Consider the following 17612-nt stretch of genomic DNA (forward strand, 5'->3'; position numbering starts at 1 on the left):
ATCCCGGACGAGCGGCGTAGCCGCGCCGATCCGGGATCCATGCCTGAACCTGATAGGATAGTGTTCCGGAATGAATTCCGGGTCTTCGCTTCGCTACGCCCGCAATGACGGCGACAAAGGTGGAATGTCCTCAGCCCGCCTCTGCGAGGAGCGAGATCTGCTGCTTGGCGCTCTCGCCGATCACGTCGGTCAGCAATGTCGGATAATCGCCGGTGAAGCAGTGATCGGTGAATTGCGGCCGCAGCGGATCGCGCCGTTCATGGCCCATGGCGCGGTAGAGCCCGTCGACCGAGAGGAACGCCAGGGAATCGGCGCCGACGAACTCGCGCATCTCCTCCAGCGAATGGGTCGCCGCCAGGAGCTTCTCGCGGTCGGGCGTGTCGATACCGTAATAGTCGGGATGGGTGATTGGCGGGGAGGAGATACGGAAATGCACCTCGCGGGCCCCGGCCTCGCGCATCATCTTGACGATCTTGTAGGAGGTCGTGCCGCGCACGATCGAATCATCGACCAGCACGATGCTCTTGCCTTCGACGACCGAGCGGTTGGCGGAATGCTTCAGCTTGACCCCGAGCTCGCGCACCTTCTGCGTCGGCTCGATGAAGGTCCGGCCGACATAGTGGTTGCGGATGATGCCGAGCTCGAAGGGGATGCCGCTCGCCTGCGAGAAACCCAGCGCGGCGGGCACGCCGGAATCGGGCACGGGCACGATCACGTCGGCATTCGCCGGGGCCTCGGCCGCGAGCTGTGCGCCCATCGCCTTGCGGCGCTCATAGATGCTGCGCCCCTTCACGATCGAATCGGGCCGGGCGAAATAGATGTATTCGAAGATGCAGGGCCGCTCGGCGACAGGCGGGAAGGGCTTGTGGCTCTCGATCCCGCTCTCGGAGATGACGACGACCTCGCCATTCTCGATCTCCCGGATGAACTTGGCGCCGATGATGTCGAGCGCGCAGGTCTCGGATGTCAGGATCGGTGCGCCGTCGAGCTCGCCCAGCACCAGCGGGCGGATGCCCAGCGGGTCGCGTGCGCCGATGAGCTTCTTGTTGGTGATGCCGACAAAGGCATAGGCGCCCTCGATCTGCCGGATCGCCTCGACGAAACGCTCGATGAAGCGCGGCTTGCGGCTGCGGGCGACGAGATGCAGCAGCACTTCGGTGTCGGAGGTCGACTGGTAGATCGCCCCGTCGCGCACGAGGTTGCGCCGCAGCGTCAGCCCATTGGTGAGGTTGCCGTTATGGGCGACCGCGAAACCGCCGCCATGCAATTCGGCAAACAGCGGCTGGACATTGCGCAGGATCGTCTCGCCGGTCGTCGAATAGCGCACATGGCCGATCGCCTGCGTACCCCTGAGCTTGTCGATGACCGAGGCTTCGGAGAAGGCGTCGCCGACCAGTCCAAGGCGCCGCTCCGACTGGAAGCGCGCACCGTCGAAGGACACGATGCCGGCAGCCTCCTGGCCGCGATGCTGGAGCGCATGCAGGCCGAGCGCGGTGAGCGCGGCGGCATCGGCATGCCCGAAGATCCCGAACACGCCGCACTCCTCGCGCAGACGGTCGGCATAAGGATCGAAAGCGGCCTCAGTCTCGGTGGTCGAGATCATATCAAGGCTCCTGCACGGGGGACGCAACTGTCCTTACGCGCGAATTAGGGACGTGTTGGGGCAGGCGTGGTCGGACGGGTGGCGTCGATGGCACGCTGCAGTGCCTGTCGGTCGGGGGCATTGGGGGCCTCGGTGCGGCGCTGCGGGTCCACCGTTGGGTTGGCCGGCGAACGCGGCTCCTCGGCGGGGGCGTCAACAGGCTCGCCCTCGGCCCTCGGATTGAGGAGTTTCTTGATGAAATCGGCGTTGACGTCCTGCGGCAGCATCGTGAGCAACGAGCGTCCGGTCTCCTCGAGCATCGGCTTGGCCTTGGCGTCGCGGGCCCAGATCGGCATGTTCTTGTCGCCCATCAGCGCGGCGAAGAAGAGATAGCCGATCACTGCGAGCAGCACCCCGCGAGCCGCGCCGAAGACGAAGCCGAGCGTCCGGTCGAGCGCGCCGATGCGCGAATCGAGCACGAAATCCGAGATCCGCGCCGTCACCAGCGACACCACGATCAGCGTGACCAGGAACAGCGAGGCGATCGAGGCGATCAGCGCTATTGTGTCGTTTGGGATGTACTGCTTCAGGATCGGCAGCATCTGCGGGTGGAACACCCAGGCGACCGCCGCCGCGGCTGCCCAGGAGACGATCGCCAGCACCTCGCGGGTGAGACCGCGCACGGCCGCCAGCAAAGCCGAGATCAAAACCACGCCGATGACAGCGAGATCGAGAATGGTCACAGGCATGGAGGAGCCGCTTCTTTAGGGTCTCGGAATGGCCTGCAACAGATGGGCTGGCCGCATGGGCTTTGCTATACGCGCTCGTGCCGTCTGCGTCACTATTGCGAAACCGTCATTTCACATCCTTGCGAGGCGCGTTGGCGGCAATATCGGCAACGAGTTCCGTGACATGGCCGAAACGCCTCAGATTGAGGCCACTGCCATCGCCCGCATCGGCGCCGCCAGAGGGCATCAGTGCTGCCTCAAATCCAAGCTTGGAGGCCTCGCGCAGCCGCGCCCCGGCCACCGAGACCGGCCGGATCGCGCCCGACAGCGCGATTTCGCCGAAATAGACCGATTCGGGCGGCAGGATCGCGCCGGTGAGCGAGGACACCAGAGCGGCTGCAACCGCGAGATCGGCCGCCGGCTCGTTCACCCGCAGGCCACCGGCGACGTTGAGATAGACGTCGTGCTGCCCCAGCCGGAGGCCGCCATGCGTTTCGAGCACGGCCAGCACCATCGCCAGCCGGCTGTTCTCCCAGCCGACGACGGCGCGGCGTGGCGTGCCAAGCGAGGTCGGCGCGACCAGCGCCTGGATTTCCACCAGCACGGGTCGCGTGCCCTCGATCCCCGCGAAGACGGCTGCGCCCGGCGCGGCCTGGTCGCGCTGCGCCAGAAACAGCGCCGACGGGTTTGTCACTTCCGACAGGCCCATGCCCGTCATCTCGAAGACCCCGATCTCGTCGGTTGCGCCGAAGCGGTTCTTCTGCCCGCGCAGGATGCGGAAGGCGTGCGCGCCTTCACCCTCGAAGGAGAGCACGGCATCGACCATATGCTCGACCACGCGGGGCCCGGCGATCTGGCCGTCCTTGGTGACATGGCCGACCAGGATCAGGCAGGCGCCGCTGGTCTTGGCGTAGCGGATCAGCGACTGGGCGGAACCCCGCACCTGCGTCACTGTGCCCGGCGCGCTCTCGACCTCGCCCGACCACATGGTCTGGATCGAATCGATCACGACGAGGGCAGGGCGGGCGCCCTGGCCGAGCGTGGCGATGATGTCCTCGACATTGGTCTCGGCCGCGAGCTCGACGGGTGCCTCGGCCAGGCCCATCCGCTCGGCGCGCAAGCGGACCTGGCCCGTCGATTCCTCGCCCGAGACATAGACGACGCGCCGTCCTGCCAAAGCGAGCGCCGCACAGGCCTGCATCAGCAGGGTCGATTTGCCGATGCCGGGATTGCCGCCGATCAGCAGAACCGAACCCGGCACGAAGCCGCCGCCGGTGACGCGGTCGAGCTCGCCGATCCCCGACACGATCCGCGGCGCATCCTGCGTGTCGCCTTTCAGGCTCTCCAGCGCGAAGACACGGCCCCTTGCCTTGCCGCTCGACGCGGCTCGTGCGCCTTGCACCGGCGCAGCCTGCGCCTCCTCCGACAGCGACGACCAGGTCCCGCAGGAATCGCACTTGCCCTGCCAGCGGTGATAGACCGCGCCGCAGGCTTGGCAGGTATAGGTCGGGCCGCGCTTGGCCATCAGGCGTCATTCTCGGGCGAAGCGAAGCGAAGACCCGAGAATCTCGAGCCGGAGATGCTCGGGTCAAGCCCGAGCATGACGCGCGAAAAACGGCTCACCCTAAACCCCGACATAGCGCCGCGCATGCCGGCGGCCGAGGCTGGTCAGAATTTCGTAGCCGATCGTCTTGGCGCCGGCGCCGACCGCCTCCAGATCGAGCGCGCCGCCGATCAGCGTGACCGGATCGCCGCGCTTGGCCGACGTTGCGGGCGCATCCGTGACATCGAGGATGACCAGATCCATCGAGACTGTGCCGACGAAGGGGCACATCACCCCGCCGACGATCGCCGAGCCGCCTGCGCTGGAATCGGTCCCGCTCGCATTGCGCGGATAGCCGTCGGCATAGCCCAGGCAGATGGTGGCGAGCCGGCTGCGGCGCCGGGCGGTCCAGCGGCCATTATAGCCGACCGGCGTTCCAGCCTCGACCTCGCGCAGCTGCAGGATGCGCGAGGTCAGTCCTACGACGGGTCGCATCGGGTTGGGCTGCCCCGGCGTCGGGTTGCCGCCATAGAGCGCATAGCCCGGCCGGGTGAGCTGGTAGGATGGGCACGCGTTCAGGAAATGCCCCGACGAGTTCTTCAGCGAAGCCGGGATGCCGGGGAGGGCGGCGACAAGGGCGGCGAAGGCCGCCATTTGACGTGTATTGGCCGGGTCCGCCTCGTCTTCCGACGACGAAAAATGGCTCATCACCAGACCGATGCCAGCGGCGGCCAGCGTGCTGTTGGTCTCGTGCGCCAAGGCGAGCCCTTCGCCGACAGAAAGCCCGAGGCGGTTCATTCCCGTATCGACATGCAGCGCAGCCGGGCGAAGATTCGCGCCGCTCGCATGGAAGGCTGCCCACTCGCGCACCTCCTCGACCGAGCCCAGCACCGGCGACAGATCATGCGCGGCATAGGAGCCGCCGCTGCCGGGCAGGAGACCGTTGAGGATGTAGATCGTCGCATCGGGCGCGACCTGACGCGCCCGGACGCCTTCTGACAGATGCGCGACGAAGAAGCTCCTGCAGCCGGCGGCGGCAAGCGCCGTGACCGTCGGCTCGATGCCAAGCCCGTAGGCGTTCGCCTTGACCACGGCGGCGGCTTCGGTGCCCGCCCGGGCCTGAAGATCGCGCCAGTTGGCGACGAGCGCGCCGAGATCGATCGTCAGGATCGTGCCGCAGGTCTGCGCGTCTGGCGTGTCGAAGGCACTCATTCGCGATCCGGCAGCCGCATGTCGTCAGCGCGATCGGAGAAGCGTGTCACTTCGGCGTCAAATTGCAGCGCGATTGCCCCGGTCGGCCCATGGCGCTGCTTGCCGATAATGAGCTCGGCCACGCCATGGGCCGCCTCCATCTCGATGATCCATTTGTTGTGGTCTTCGGTGCCGGGGCGGGGCTCCTTGCCCTTGAGGTAGTATTCCTCGCGATAGACGAACATCACAACGTCGGCGTCCTGCTCGATCGAGCCGGATTCGCGCAGATCGGACAATTGCGGGCGCTTGTCGTCGCGGCTTTCGACCTGGCGCGAGAGCTGCGACAGCGCCACGATCGGCACGGCCAATTCCTTGGCCAGCGCCTTCAGGCTGGTCGTGATCTCGGTCAGCTCCTGCACGCGGTTCTGGCCGTTCTTGTTGGAACCCGAGAGCAGCTGAAGATAGTCGATGAACAGGACATCGAGCCCCTTCTGGCGCTTCAGCCGGCGGGCGCGGGCGACGAGCTGGGCGATCGAGATGCCGCCGGTCTGGTCGATGTAGAGCGGCAGCTTCTCGATCTGCGCCGCGACATCGGTCAGCTTGGCGAAATCGGCCTCGGTGATGCGGCCCTGCCGGATTTTGTAGGACGAGATGCCCGACTGCTCGGCAACGATACGCGTCGCGAGCTGATCGGCCGACATTTCCAGCGAGAAGAAGGCGACGATGCCGCCATCGACGGTCTTGATCGTGCCGTCGGTCTGGCGTTCGCCGCGCCAGGCCTTGGCGATGTTGAAGGCGATGTTGGTGGCCAGCGAGGTCTTGCCCATGGCCGGGCGGCCGGCGAGCACGATCAGGTCGGAGGGCTGCAGTCCTCCCATGCGGTGGTCGAGATCGCGCAGGCCCGACGAAATGCCCGACAGGCCGCCGGCGCGCTGATAGGCCTTGGCCGCCATGTCGATGGCGGTGTAGAGCGCCCCGTCGAATTTCTGGAACCCGCCCTCGTAGCGGCCCTTCTCGGCGAGCTCGTAGAGCTTGCGCTCGGCCTCCTCGATCTGCTCGCGCGGAGCGGCATCGACGGGCGAATCATAGGCGACATTGACCAGATCCTCGCCGACGCCGATCAGCTGGCGCCGGATCGCCAGATCATAGACCGTGCGGCCATAGTCGCCGGCATTGATCACGGTCGTCGCTTCGGCCGCGAGGCGGGCGAGATATTGCGAGGCGGTGATGCCGCCGAGGTCCATCTCGCCGACAAAGGTCTTCAGCGTGATCGGCGTCGCGATCTTGCCGGCCCGGATCAGGCTCGAGGTCAGCTCGAAGACGCGCTGATGGATCGGCTCGAAGAAATGGTCCGGCAGCAGGAAGTCGGAGACGCGGTAGAAGGCGTCATTGTTGACCAGGATCGCGCCCAGCAGCGCCTGCTCCGCCTCGATGTTGTGGGGCTGGACGCGGTATTCGGCCTCGCGGGTTTCGAGGCGGGTGACGAGGGCGGTTGCTGTGGCCATGGCCTTCGATAGGTCAGAATCGCCCCGTGGCGGAACGGGAACAAAAAAGGAACGCAAGATTTAGGCGCAACTCTGCCCGCTGTCCACAGCTTCGGCCCGCGATCGGCGTCGCGGACCGAAATCCTTGCGTGTGGTCGGCGGGACGCCAGCCCCTCACTGCGGCGGCTGGACCAGGATCTTGATGTGCCGCTTGTCGCGCACCAGCGCCTCGAAGCCTTGCTGGACGATGTCGTCGAGCCCGATGCGTTTGGTCACCAGCGTCTCGGCTTGGAAGAAGCCCTTCATCATCAAGGCCATGACAGCGGGAAAAATATCCCGATAGGCGATGATCCCGCGAACCACGCGCTCCTTGAGCACGACGGTGTTGGGCTGGAACGCGGCTTCCTTCTCCCAGATCGAGACGATCACGGTTTCGCCTTCGTAATGGGTGGACTCGATGCATTGCTGCAGCACTTTGGCCACGCCCGTGACTTCGAAGGCGACATCGACGCCCCCAGCGCTTAGTTCCCGCAGCTTGGCGACCGGGTCCTCCTGGGAAGGATCGGTGACGCTCGTCGCCCCGAGTTCGAGCGCCTTGGCACCGCGCTCGGCGGAGAGTTCGACGACATGGATGACCGAGGCTCCCGCGACGCGCAGCGCCTCGACGAGAAGCAGTCCGATCGGGCCCGCCCCGAACACGGCCGCCGTGCCGCCCGCCTTGAGGCTGCTGAGTCGCACCGCATGAAGCGCGACAGCGGCCGGCTCGACCAGCGCGCCCTGTTCGAAGGACAGCCCCTCCGGCATGACATGCACCATGCGCTCGTTCACGACGGTGTGGCAGGCAAAGCCGCCGCCGCCGCCCGACAGGCCGTGAAACCCGAGCTTGTCGCATAGATTGTATTTGCCCCGCCGGCAGGCGTCGCAGACGCCGCAATTCAGGATCGGCTCGACGACGACGCGGTCGCCGGGGCGGATTCGCGTGACGTCGGCGCCGACCTCGACCACCTCGCCGGAAAATTCATGCCCCATGACGATCGGTGCGCGATCATGGCTGAGCGGATGGGGTTGCGCGACCGGAACGAAGATTGGACCGGCGAGATACTCGTGCAGGTCGCTGCCGCAGATGCCGGCCCAGGCGACCTTGATCTTGACCTGCCCGGCTGCGGGCACCAGTTCGGGCACCTCCTCGACGCGAATGTCGTGAGCCTTGTGCCAGCATGCGGCTTTCATCGGCGTCTGTCCTTTGTGTCGTCCCAGCACGCCTCTCATGGAGGAGGCAGCGACGACGCGCCTTGATCTCGCGCATGCGACGAACCGAGAGCGGCTGTGCGGCCACGGCGTCCGCGCCTCTGCCGAGGCATGAAAAAGGGCGCCGCGATGGTTCGCGGCGCCCTTCCAAACAGGCCTTGAAGGCCGCGCTTAATCTCAGCGGTCGTCTTCGCCGGCTTCAGCCAGAGCCGCGCCGACCTCAAGGCCGAGATCGTCGAGGTCGAAGGCCTCGCGGGCTGTGACGTCCTCGCCGCGGACCTGGCGCTCGGCCTCCTGGGCCGAACGGGCGATGTTGACGGTGACGGTGACCGACACCTCGGGATGCAGCACGACCGGGATCGTGTGCAGGCCGAGCGTCTTGATCGGCGCGTTCAGTGTGATCTGGCTGCGGGCGACATGGAAGCCCTCGGCCACCAGCGCCTCGGCGATGTCACGGGTCGAGACCGAGCCGTACAGCACGCCCGATTCACCCGACTGGCGCAGCATCACGACGCTGAGGCCGTCCAGCGTCTCGGCGACCGTCTCGGCCTCCGACCTCAGCTCGAGGTTGCGGGTCTCGAGCTCGATCTTCTGGCTTTCGAAGCGCTTGCGGTTCTCCTCGGTGGCGCGCAGCGCCTTGCCGCGGGCGAGCAGAAAGTTGCGGCCGAAGCCGTCGCGCACGCGAACGACTTCGCCCATCTGGCCAAGCTTGGCGACGCGTTCGAGCAGGATCACTTCCATGGTGTAGTCTCCTTTGAGAGCGGTTCGTGTGGGATGTCAGGCCTTGGGAGGCGGGGGCGGCATCGCAGCCCGCTTGCGCAGACCGAGAAGGGTGTCGAAAATGCCGGCGAGCGCCAGCAGCGGCGTCAGCACGGCCTGCATCACGATGAGGGCGACATAGACGCTGATCAGCATCGGTGTGCGCCAGGCCTGGCCGCGAGAGAGATCGTGCAGCATTGCCAGGCCGGTGAAGGTAAAGCTGACCAGGAGCGCGCCGACCAGCGCCACGCCAGCCAGGCCCATGAAACCGTCGAACGTGGCGACCGCCAAGCCGGCGAGCATCAGCAGCAGGGCCTGGCGTGGCAGGCTCGCCGAGGGGATGAAGGGCCAGGGGCGCGGCAAACGGCCTGAAAGCTGCACGGTCTTGGCGGCGAGCCAGAGATTGGCGGTGATCGTGCTGACAAGCGAGGCCGCGATGCCAAGCGGCACGGCGCGCACGAGCAGCGGCGTGACATTGGCGGCCAGTTCGGCCTGCGTCGTGCCCTCCGGCAGGTTCAGCATCTTGCTGCGAACCATTTCGGCCAGCAGGTTTTCGACGATGCGGGCGATGACCGCGCGATAGGCCTCGTAATCGGTCGTCATCACCAGCGCGCTGGCGATCGTCGCCAGCGTTGCGGTGCCGGCAATCCAGACCATCAGCTTGCCGAGCGGATACCACTCGACGACGCCCTCGCCATCCGTCCGCCCCAGCAAGGCAAGATAGGCGATCCACCATGCCGGCAGCGCGATGATGCAGGCAAAGGCGAAGCCGGCCGGCAGGCTGAGCGCGAACGAAACCGCCACGGCGCCCGCGGCCACGGCAAACAGACCGGCGCGGTGGTTCCAGCCGAGCGCGGCGATCAGGATCGGAAGGGGGGCGGCGGAGTACAACAGTACGGCCAGCGGCGATCCGGTGATCACCACTGAAAAAAGCAGGGCCGCCACGAGGCCCGCGCCGATGCCGACGATCGGAATCATTCTTGTGTCCTGCTGTCCCGCTGCTCCCGGGCCACATCGGCCGGGCAGGGTGAGAGGCGTTTGCCTCAACGAACCCGAGGGAGTTTCACCACCGGGCGACGTGTTGGGTTAGGCGACCAGACGAGGTCAACCGGCGGCGATCGCTCGCCACCGGCCGGGTATCAGATCCGCTCAGCGGATGACGTAGGGCAACAGGCCGAGGAAGCGCGCGCGCTTGATCGCCTGGGCGAGCTCACGCTGCTTCTTGGCGGAGACCGCCGTGATGCGCGACGGCACGATCTTGCCGCGCTCGGAGATGTAGCGCGAAAGCAGGCGCACATCCTTGTAGTCGATCTTCGGAGCGCCCTCGCCCGAGAAGGGGCAGGACTTGCGACGGCGGAAGAAGGGGCGGCGTGCGCCAGCAGATGCAGTCGACATGGCTCAGGCCTCCGCGCCGGTGGTTTCGGGAGCAGCTTCGTCGTCGCGACGCGGACGGTCGCGACGCGGGCCGCGATCGCCGCCACGGTCGAAACGATCACCGCCGCCGGGACGGTCGAAGCGGTCGCCCCGATCGCCACGATCATCGCGGTCGCGCTTCTGAAGCATGGCCGACTGGCCTTCCTCGAGCTCTTCGACCTTGATGGTCATGAAGCGCAGGACGTCTTCGTTGATGCGCATCTGGCGCTCCATCTCCAGCACGGCGGCGGAGGGAGCGTCGATGTTCAGCAGCGAATAATGCGCCTTGCGGTTCTTCTTGATGCGATAGCCCAGCGACTTCACGCCCCAGTACTCGACCTTGGGGACCGAGCCGCCATTCGCCTCGATGATACCCTTGAACGTCTCGACAAGGGTCTCGACCTGCTGCGCGCTGACGTCTTGTCGCGCGAGCAGAACATGCTCGTACAATGCCATGGTTGGCCTTCCTTGTTTCACCCTGTTTCGTTCGGCGCGGAGCCCTCCGAGCCCTGGATAAGGCCCGACAGGATTTCATCGAAGGCGGAGACACGGGATGACGGCTCCCGTCTGGAGCCTGCGACGCGCCCTCACCAAAAATGGGCGCGCGACGCCATCCGTTCAGCCTCCGGCCGAACAAACAGGACCCGGTCGTTACAGGCTCGATGCCCGCCATGCAACCGAAATCGGCTTTCCGACCGCGCTGGGGGGGTGAATATTCGCGCTTCGCGCTTGACTTGACTGCAAAGGCAGTGTGACAGCCCCGTGAATCCGCTGAAATCCTCTGTATCTTAAAGGCCTGCCGAATGACGACCGCGTTCCTCTTCCCCGGCCAGGGCTCCCAGGCTGTCGGCATGGGCAAGAGCCTGGCCGAGACCTATCCGGTCGCGCGCGCCGTCTTCGACGAGGTCGATGAGGCTCTCTCGCAAAAGCTTTCGGCGGTGATGTGGGACGGGCCGCTTGAGACCTTGACCCTGACCGCCAATGCTCAGCCGGCGCTGCTCGCCGTCAGCCTGGCGGTGATCCGTGTGCTCGAGGCGGAAGCCGGCCTCGACCTCAAGCGCGATGCGGCCTTCGTCGCCGGCCACTCGCTGGGGGAATATGCGGCGCTGGCGGCGGCGGGCACCTTCGGCATCGCGGATGCGGCGCGTCTGCTGCGGATTCGCGGCGATTCCATGCAGCAGGCCGTGCCGCCGGGCGAGGGCGCGATGGCGGCGCTCCTCGGGGCTGATCTCGATCTGGCGCGTGCGATCGCGGCCGATGCGGCGCAGGGCGCGGTCTGCGAGGTCGCCAATGACAATGGCGGCGGGCAGGTCGTGCTGTCGGGCGCCAAGGCGGCGATCGATCGCGCGATCGTGCTGGCCGGGGAACGCGGTGTCCGGCGCGCCATGCTGTTGCCGGTTTCGGCGCCCTTCCACTGTTCCATGATGCTGCCGGCTGCCGAGGCCATGCGGGCTGCCCTCGGCAAGGTCGCGATGCTGGCGCCCGTCGTGCCGGTGATGGCCAATGTCGGCGCCGCCCCGCTGGTCGAACCGGCTGCGATCCGCGACTCTCTTGTGGCGCAGGTTACCGGGACGGTGCGCTGGCGCGAATGCGTCGAGGCGATGACGGCAGCCGGCGTCACGCGGTTCGTCGAGGTCGGCAGCGGCAAGGTGCTGACCGGGCTGGTCAAGCGCATCGCCACCGGCGCGACGCCGATCTCGGTCGGAACGGCCGATGATATCGCAGGTTACAAGCCCTGAACGGGCAGGGCTCTCCAAGGAGCCATAACGGCAGAACGCCGAAAGGGGAGACGATGCTTGATCTGACGGGAAAGAAGGCTCTGGTTACCGGCGCTACGGGCGGGCTGGGCGGGGCGATCGCGCGCGCGCTCCATGCACAGGGCGCCACCGTCGCTCTGTCCGGCACGCGCCAGGAGGCACTCGAGGCGCTGGCGGCCGAGCTTGGCGAGCGGGTCGTGATCACGCCCTGCAACCTTGCCGACAAGGAGTCGGTCGAGGCGCTGGTGCCGGCTGCCGAGGAGAAGCTCGGCGGGCTCGACATCCTCGTCAACAATGCCGGCGTGACCAAGGACAATCTCTTCTTGCGCCTGAAGGACGACGACTGGGACAGCGTCATCGCCGTCAATCTGACGGCGGCCTTCCGGCTGTCGCGGGCAGCGGTGAAGTCGATGATGCGGCGCCGCTATGGCCGCATCATTTCAATCGGGTCCGTCGTCGGCACCACTGGCAATCCGGGACAGGGCAATTACGCCGCCTCCAAGGCCGGGCTTATCGGCATGTCGAAGGCGCTCGCCGCCGAAGTCGCCAGCCGCAACATCACCGTCAACGTCGTCTCGCCGGGTTTCATCGAGTCGCCGATGACGCAAGGTCTGACCGACAAGCAGCGCGAGGGCATCCTCTCCGACGTTCCCATGGGGCGCCTCGGCTCCGGCGCCGATGTGGCGGCCGCCGTGGCCTATCTCGCCAGCGCGGAGGCCGGCTATGTGACCGGGCAAACGCTGCATGTGAACGGCGGAATGACAATGATCTGAACATGTTGAAACAAATCCTGGGCAATGGCCTTGCCCGCCCGGACGCTCTCGCCAGTCCCCATCGCGTGTGTTAACTAGCGCCGTCGGGGTGCGATGCTCTGTTCGGGGGACTTGACGGGAACCCGGTTGTTGCGTTTGTGCAGGCTTCGCGTTCCGACCCGTCGACATCGTTTCGATGAGATGGGATTCAGGAGTGACTGTCCCTATATGCGGCGCGATCCAGCGTTGCGTGTTTCAATCTTTAAGGAATAGACCCATGAGCGATGTCGCCGAGCGCGTGAAGAAGATCGTGGTCGAGCATCTCGGCGTCGAGCCTGAGAAGGTCGTGGATGGCGCCAATTTCATCGAGGATCTTGGGGCTGACAGCCTCGATACGGTCGAGCTCGTGATGGCGTTCGAGGAAGAATTCGGCGTCGAGATCCCCGACGATGCCGCCGAGACGATCGTGACCGTCGGCGACGCCGTCAAGTTCCTCTCCAAGGCCGCCTGATCGATCAAGGTCGCCTGATCGATAAGGACAGCCTGATCGATCGTTTCCAGGCCGGCCGCTGCAGAAAGCATCATGGTTTCACGCAGTTTCCCGATGCGACGTGTCGTCGTGACCGGACTTGGCATGGTCTCGCCGCTCGCCTGCGGCGTAGAACCGACCTGGTCTCGTATTTTGGCCGGCGCCAGTGGCGCCGGCCCCATCACCAGCTTCGACTGCAGCGATCTGCCGGCGCGCATCGCCTGCAACATCACGCGTGGCGATGGCTCGAACGGGACCTTCAATCCAGATGACTGGATGGAGCCCAAGGAGCAGCGCAAGGTTGACGACTTCATCGTCTTCGCGATGGCCGCCGCCAAGCAGGCGCTGGCGGACGCGAACTGGAAGCCTGAAAGCTACGAGGACCAGATCGCGACGGGTGTCGCCATCGGTTCCGGCATCGGCGGCCTCGGCGGCATCTACGAAGCCTCGATCCTGCTGAAGGAGCGCGGTCCGCGCCGGCTGTCGCCCTTCTTCATTCCGGGCCGCCTGAGCAATCTCGCTGCCGGCTACGTGTCGATCGAATACGGCCTGAAGGGCCCCAATCATTCCGTGGTGACCGCCTGCTCCACGGGCGCGCATGCCATCGGCGACGCCTCGCGCATGATTGCGCTCGGCGATGCCGACGTGATGCTCGCCGGCGGCGCCGAATCGGCGATCAACCGTCTCGGCATCGCCGGTTTCTGCGCCTGTCGCGCGCTCTCCACGAATTTCAACGACACGCCCGAGAAGGCGTCGCGCCCTTATGACAAGGATCGCGACGGCTTCGTGATGGGCGAGGGTGCTGGCGTCGTCGTGCTCGAGGAACTCGAACACGCTTTGGCCCGCGGCGCGCGCATCTATGCGGAGGTCGTCGGCTACGGCATGTCAGGCGACGCCTATCACATCACCTCGCCGGCCGAGGATGGCGATGGCGCCTATCGTTGCATGGCCATGGCGCTGAACCGGGCGGGCATTGCAGCTTCCGAACTTGATTACATCAACGCGCACGGCACCTCGACGCAGCTTGGCGATGAGATCGAACTGCGCGCCGTCGAGCGGCTGCTCGCCAACGCGCCGAAGAAGCCGGCAATGTCCTCGACCAAATCGGCGACCGGCCATCTGCTCGGAGCGGCCGGGGCGGTCGAGGCCATTTTCGCGATCCTCGCAATACGCGACCAGATCGCACCGCCAACCATCAACCTCGACAACCCTTCCGTCGAAACCGATCTCGATCTCGTGCCGCATGTTGCGCAGAATCGGGATATCGACGTCGTGCTGTCGAACTCTTTTGGCTTCGGCGGGACCAATGCCTCGCTGGTGATGCGGCGTTTCAAGGAGTAGGCGGCGGCACCGCAAAGCGCGCTTTCGCCATATTCTTCACTAGAGTGCGCGACAGCTGTCGGTCACGAATTCGCTTTCGCGAGCACCGAGAATGCAGTTCTATTGCATCAGCTGTCAGCTGAGTGTGCCCGGTTCGGCGGCTTGCGCCCGACCGGTGATCCTGCCGTGATGAAGTGAAACTGCGAGCGCTACAGCCGTGAATCATTCGCCCCGCGTCGCCCCGAAAAGCCCCAGCGAGGCCCTGAAGCCGGTCGCGCCGCCCGCGCCTCCGCCGAAAGCCCGCCGCCGCCGGCGCAGCAGCCCTTTCATCGCCATGATGAGCGGGCTGTTCACGGCCGTCCTGGTCGTTGCGGGACTGGCCGGCGCGGGCTTCGTCATGGTCGGCACCCAGAGCCGTGCGCCCGGACCGCTGGCGAACGACCGAGTCCTGATCATCCCCAAGGACAGTGGCCTGACCGAGATTGCCGATCTGTTGCAGCGGGAAGGCATGATCGAGCACCCCTGGACCTTCCGGATTTCGGCGCTGGCCAGCGGCAACTGGACGAAGCTCAAGGCTGGCGAATATCTGTTCAAGGCGCGGATCAGCCAGGCGGAAATCCTCGACATCATTGCCGACGGCAAGGTGGTCGAGCATTCGATCACCGTGCCGGAAGGCCTGACCAGCGAGCAGATCGTCGCCCGCCTGCGCGAGAATGAACTCCTCACCGGCGATATCATCCAGGTACCGCGCGAAGGCTCGATTTTGCCCGATACCTATCGGATACCGCGCGGCTTCAGCCGGCAAGCGATCATCGACCGCATGGCGCGCGACCAGCGCGCGGTGCTCGCCCGGATTTGGGAGCGTAAACCCGCCGACCTGCCGATCAAGACCCCTCAGGAACTCGTTGTTCTGGCCTCGATTGTCGAGAAGGAAACGGGTCGTGCCGACGAGCGGCCGCGCGTCGCGGGCGTTTTCATCAATCGGCTTAACCGCAAGATGAAGCTGCAATCCGACCCGACGATCGTCTACGGCATCGTCGGCGGCAAGGGCACGCTCGGCCGCTCGATCCTGCGCAGCGAGATCACGCAGCCGACGCCCTACAACACCTACGCCATCGATGGTTTGCCGCCGGGACCGATTGCCAATCCTGGCCGCGCGGCCATGGAAGCGGTGGTCAACCATTCCCGCACCAAGGATCTCTATTTCGTCGCCGATGGCAGCGGCGGGCATGCTTTCGCCGAGACTCTCGAACAGCACAACCGCAATGTCGGGCGCTGGCGCCAGATCGAGGCGGCGCGCCGCGAGCCGGGCAAGCCGCCGGCCGAGGCCTCCGTCGACAAGGTCGAGCCGCCGGCGGCCCCCGATCAGCGCACCGAAGCTCCGACACCGGCCGAGGGCGAAGCCATTGAGACCTGGCCCGTCCCGGGCAACCGCCGGGCCGGCGGGCCGGCGCTCCAACAGGGCGCAAGCCTCGCGGGCGCTTCGCGCGCGCGTGCTTTCGACGCATCGGAGGGGACCCCGCGAGACCCGCTTCTGAACAAGACCTTCGATCTGAATTCGCCCCAGCGGATCCCGGTTCTCAGACCCTAGGCGGCCGTCTGTCTGGAGTGCGGGCACTCCAGTGGCTTCGGTTTGAGATCGATTAACGGGTCGCGGTCCCCATCTTCCTGGTCGGGCCGGCGGTGGTGCGCTTGCCCCCGGTATGTCCCGCCACTAGGGTCCCGCCGCATCAGGCGGTGGGGAGACCGAAGTGACATGGCCATCGAAAGCATGACCGGGTTTGCTCGGGCGGCAGGGACTGTGGGTGTCCACGCCTTCGCCTGGGAGGTCCGCAGCGTCAACGGTCGAGGGCTGGATCTGCGCGTGCGGGTGCCGCCGGGCTTCGAGATCCTGGCTGAAGCTGCGCGAAAGCGCCTGACTGGCGCCTTCGCCCGTGGCACGCTCCACGTCAATCTGCAGATCAGCAGCGATGCCGGGCCCCCACGTCCGCGCATCAACGAGGCCGTGCTCGCGGCCCTGCTCGAATCGATCGCGCGGCTGCCGGCGTCCGAAACGGTCCGTCCCCCATCCTATGACGGGTTGCTGGGTATCCGCGGCGTGATCGAACTCGCCGAAGACGGCGAGGACGCGCTGACCGTCCTCGAGGCGCCGGTTCTGGCAGGGCTCGAAGCGGTCGTGCTCGGGCTGAAGGAGGCGCGCGCCAGCGAAGGACGCGCGCTCGAAGCCGTTCTCAATGGCCATTTGGAGGCGATTGCCCGCCTCACGACCCAGGCCGAGAGCCATCCGGCTCGCGGCGTCGATGCGATTCGGCTGCGCATCGCCTCGCAGGTCGCGGCGCTGCTGGAGGCAAGCCAGGCGCTCGACCCGCAGCGCCTGCATCAGGAAGCGGCGCTGCTGGCGGTGAAGGCCGACATCCGCGAGGAGATCGACCGGCTCCAGGCCCATGTCGTGGCGCTGCGCCTGCTGCTGGAGCAGGGCGGTCCGATCGGCCGCAAGCTCGATTTCCTCTCGCAGGAGTTCGGCCGCGAGGCCTCCACGCTCTGCGCCAAGGCGGGTGATGCCGGCTTGTCCCGCATCGGCCTGGAACTGCGCACGGTCGTCGACCAGATGCGCGAGCAGGTTCAGAATGTGGAGTGAGTGTTGATGCCCGATATCGCGCGCCCGGCCCGCCGCGGGCTGATCATGATCATGTCCTCGCCGTCTGGGGCCGGAAAATCGACGCTGACTCGGACGCTGTCGAAGTCGCCGAGCGAAACCAATCTCGATCTGTCGATTTCGGTGACGACGCGCGCCAAGCGGCCCTCCGAGATCGAGGGCGTGCATTACCACTTCATCGACCGCGAAACCTTCGACCAGATGCGCGAGCGCGACGAGCTGCTCGAATGGGCCGAGGTGCACGGCAATGGCTATGGCACGCCGCGCAAGCCCGTTGAGACCTCGCTGAAGGCCGGTCGCGACGTGCTGTTCGATATCGACTGGCAGGGCACGCAGCAGATCCTCGAGCGGGCTCGCGAGGATGTCGTCTCGATCTTCATCCTGCCGCCCTCGATGGCCGAGCTGCGCTCGCGCCTGGTGCGCCGGGCGGAGGATGCGCCCGATGTCATCGCCCGGCGGCTGGCCAATGCCCGCGAGGAGATCGCGCGCTGGAGCGTCTACGACTATGTCATCGTCAACGACGATCTCGAAAAAGCCTATGAGGCCGTCCGCTCGATCCTCGCGGCCGAGCGGCTCAAGCGCAGCCGCGCCGTGGGGCTCGGCGCCTTCGTCGAGCGACTGCTGACGGAGACCCTGCCCTGAAGGCTTCG

Annotated in this window: 16 protein-coding genes and 1 pseudogene; 7 read left to right on the forward strand and 10 right to left on the reverse strand. The window is 66.3% G+C overall.

Annotation, left to right across the window (positions count from 1 at the left end):
• Window positions 1–130: 130 nt before the first annotated feature.
• From purF to rpsF, 10 genes and pseudogenes are all read right to left on the reverse strand, one after another.
• A complete protein-coding gene (gene purF / locus IP69_RS03155) occupies window positions 131–1603 on the reverse strand; it encodes an amidophosphoribosyltransferase (protein ID WP_054141324.1) in 1473 nt (490 codons plus the stop codon).
• Between the two features lie 161 nt (window positions 1604–1764).
• Window positions 1765–2331, reverse strand: a pseudogene (locus tag IP69_RS03160) (CvpA family protein); the annotation flags it as partial.
• A gap of 106 nt (window positions 2332–2437) precedes the next feature.
• Window positions 2438–3835 (reverse strand): DNA repair protein RadA, encoded by a 1398-nt coding sequence (radA, locus tag IP69_RS03165; RefSeq protein ID WP_054141326.1) that lies wholly within the window; start codon window positions 3833–3835, stop codon window positions 2438–2440.
• A 99-nt stretch (window positions 3836–3934) separates the two neighbouring features.
• The gene (gene alr / locus IP69_RS03170; protein WP_054141327.1) at window positions 3935–5065 is read right to left on the reverse strand and encodes an alanine racemase; all 1131 of its coding nucleotides are present in this window, start codon (window positions 5063–5065) and stop codon (window positions 3935–3937) included.
• Complete coding sequence (locus IP69_RS03175; RefSeq protein ID WP_054141328.1) at window positions 5062–6549, reverse strand: replicative DNA helicase; 1488 nt, start codon at window positions 6547–6549, stop codon at window positions 5062–5064. The genes alr and IP69_RS03175 overlap by 4 nt, the downstream gene beginning before the upstream one ends.
• Before the next feature lie 153 nt (window positions 6550–6702).
• Window positions 6703–7758 carry a 2,3-butanediol dehydrogenase gene (locus IP69_RS03180; RefSeq protein WP_054141329.1) on the reverse strand — a complete coding sequence of 352 codons (1056 nt, stop codon included), beginning with the start codon at window positions 7756–7758 and terminating at the stop codon, window positions 6703–6705.
• A gap of 195 nt (window positions 7759–7953) precedes the next feature.
• Window positions 7954–8517, reverse strand: coding sequence for a 50S ribosomal protein L9 (rplI, locus tag IP69_RS03185; RefSeq protein ID WP_054141330.1), 564 nt, complete (start codon window positions 8515–8517; stop codon window positions 7954–7956).
• A 36-nt stretch (window positions 8518–8553) separates the two neighbouring features.
• Complete coding sequence (locus IP69_RS03190; protein ID WP_054141331.1) at window positions 8554–9513, reverse strand: DUF2232 domain-containing protein; 960 nt, start codon at window positions 9511–9513, stop codon at window positions 8554–8556.
• A gap of 171 nt (window positions 9514–9684) precedes the next feature.
• A complete protein-coding gene (gene rpsR / locus IP69_RS03195; protein ID WP_038367644.1) occupies window positions 9685–9930 on the reverse strand; it encodes a 30S ribosomal protein S18 in 246 nt (81 codons plus the stop codon).
• Window positions 9931–9933: 3 nt separating this feature from the next.
• Entirely contained in the window at window positions 9934–10404 is a 471-nt protein-coding gene (gene rpsF / locus IP69_RS03200; protein ID WP_054141332.1) for a 30S ribosomal protein S6, read from the reverse strand.
• A 347-nt stretch (window positions 10405–10751) separates the two neighbouring features.
• Between rpsF and fabD the strand changes: the two genes are divergently transcribed.
• The 7 genes from fabD (at window position 10752) to gmk (ending at window position 17604) form a co-directional block, all read left to right on the forward strand.
• On the forward strand, window positions 10752–11687 hold the full coding sequence (fabD, locus tag IP69_RS03205) for an ACP S-malonyltransferase (RefSeq protein ID WP_054141333.1): 936 nt from the start codon (window positions 10752–10754) through the stop codon (window positions 11685–11687).
• A 53-nt stretch (window positions 11688–11740) separates the two neighbouring features.
• Complete coding sequence (gene fabG / locus IP69_RS03210) at window positions 11741–12478, forward strand: 3-oxoacyl-[acyl-carrier-protein] reductase (protein ID WP_054141334.1); 738 nt, start codon at window positions 11741–11743, stop codon at window positions 12476–12478.
• A 256-nt stretch (window positions 12479–12734) separates the two neighbouring features.
• A complete protein-coding gene (locus IP69_RS03215; protein ID WP_054141335.1) occupies window positions 12735–12968 on the forward strand; it encodes an acyl carrier protein in 234 nt (77 codons plus the stop codon).
• 93 nt (window positions 12969–13061) lie between these two features.
• Complete coding sequence (gene fabF, locus IP69_RS03220) at window positions 13062–14327, forward strand: beta-ketoacyl-ACP synthase II (RefSeq protein ID WP_054141336.1); 1266 nt, start codon at window positions 13062–13064, stop codon at window positions 14325–14327.
• 196 nt (window positions 14328–14523) lie between these two features.
• On the forward strand, window positions 14524–15897 hold the full coding sequence (gene mltG, locus IP69_RS03225) for an endolytic transglycosylase MltG (RefSeq protein WP_054141337.1): 1374 nt from the start codon (window positions 14524–14526) through the stop codon (window positions 15895–15897).
• Window positions 15898–16062: 165 nt separating this feature from the next.
• Entirely contained in the window at window positions 16063–16944 is an 882-nt protein-coding gene (locus IP69_RS03230) for a YicC/YloC family endoribonuclease (RefSeq protein ID WP_054141338.1), read from the forward strand.
• Between the two features lie 6 nt (window positions 16945–16950).
• Entirely contained in the window at window positions 16951–17604 is a 654-nt protein-coding gene (gene gmk / locus IP69_RS03235; protein ID WP_054141435.1) for a guanylate kinase, read from the forward strand.
• Window positions 17605–17612 lie beyond the last annotated feature (8 nt).

Origin of the sequence: Allobosea sp. AAP35 (genome assembly GCF_001295925.1) — a bacterium.
Lineage (GTDB): Bacteria > Pseudomonadota > Alphaproteobacteria > Rhizobiales > Beijerinckiaceae > Allobosea.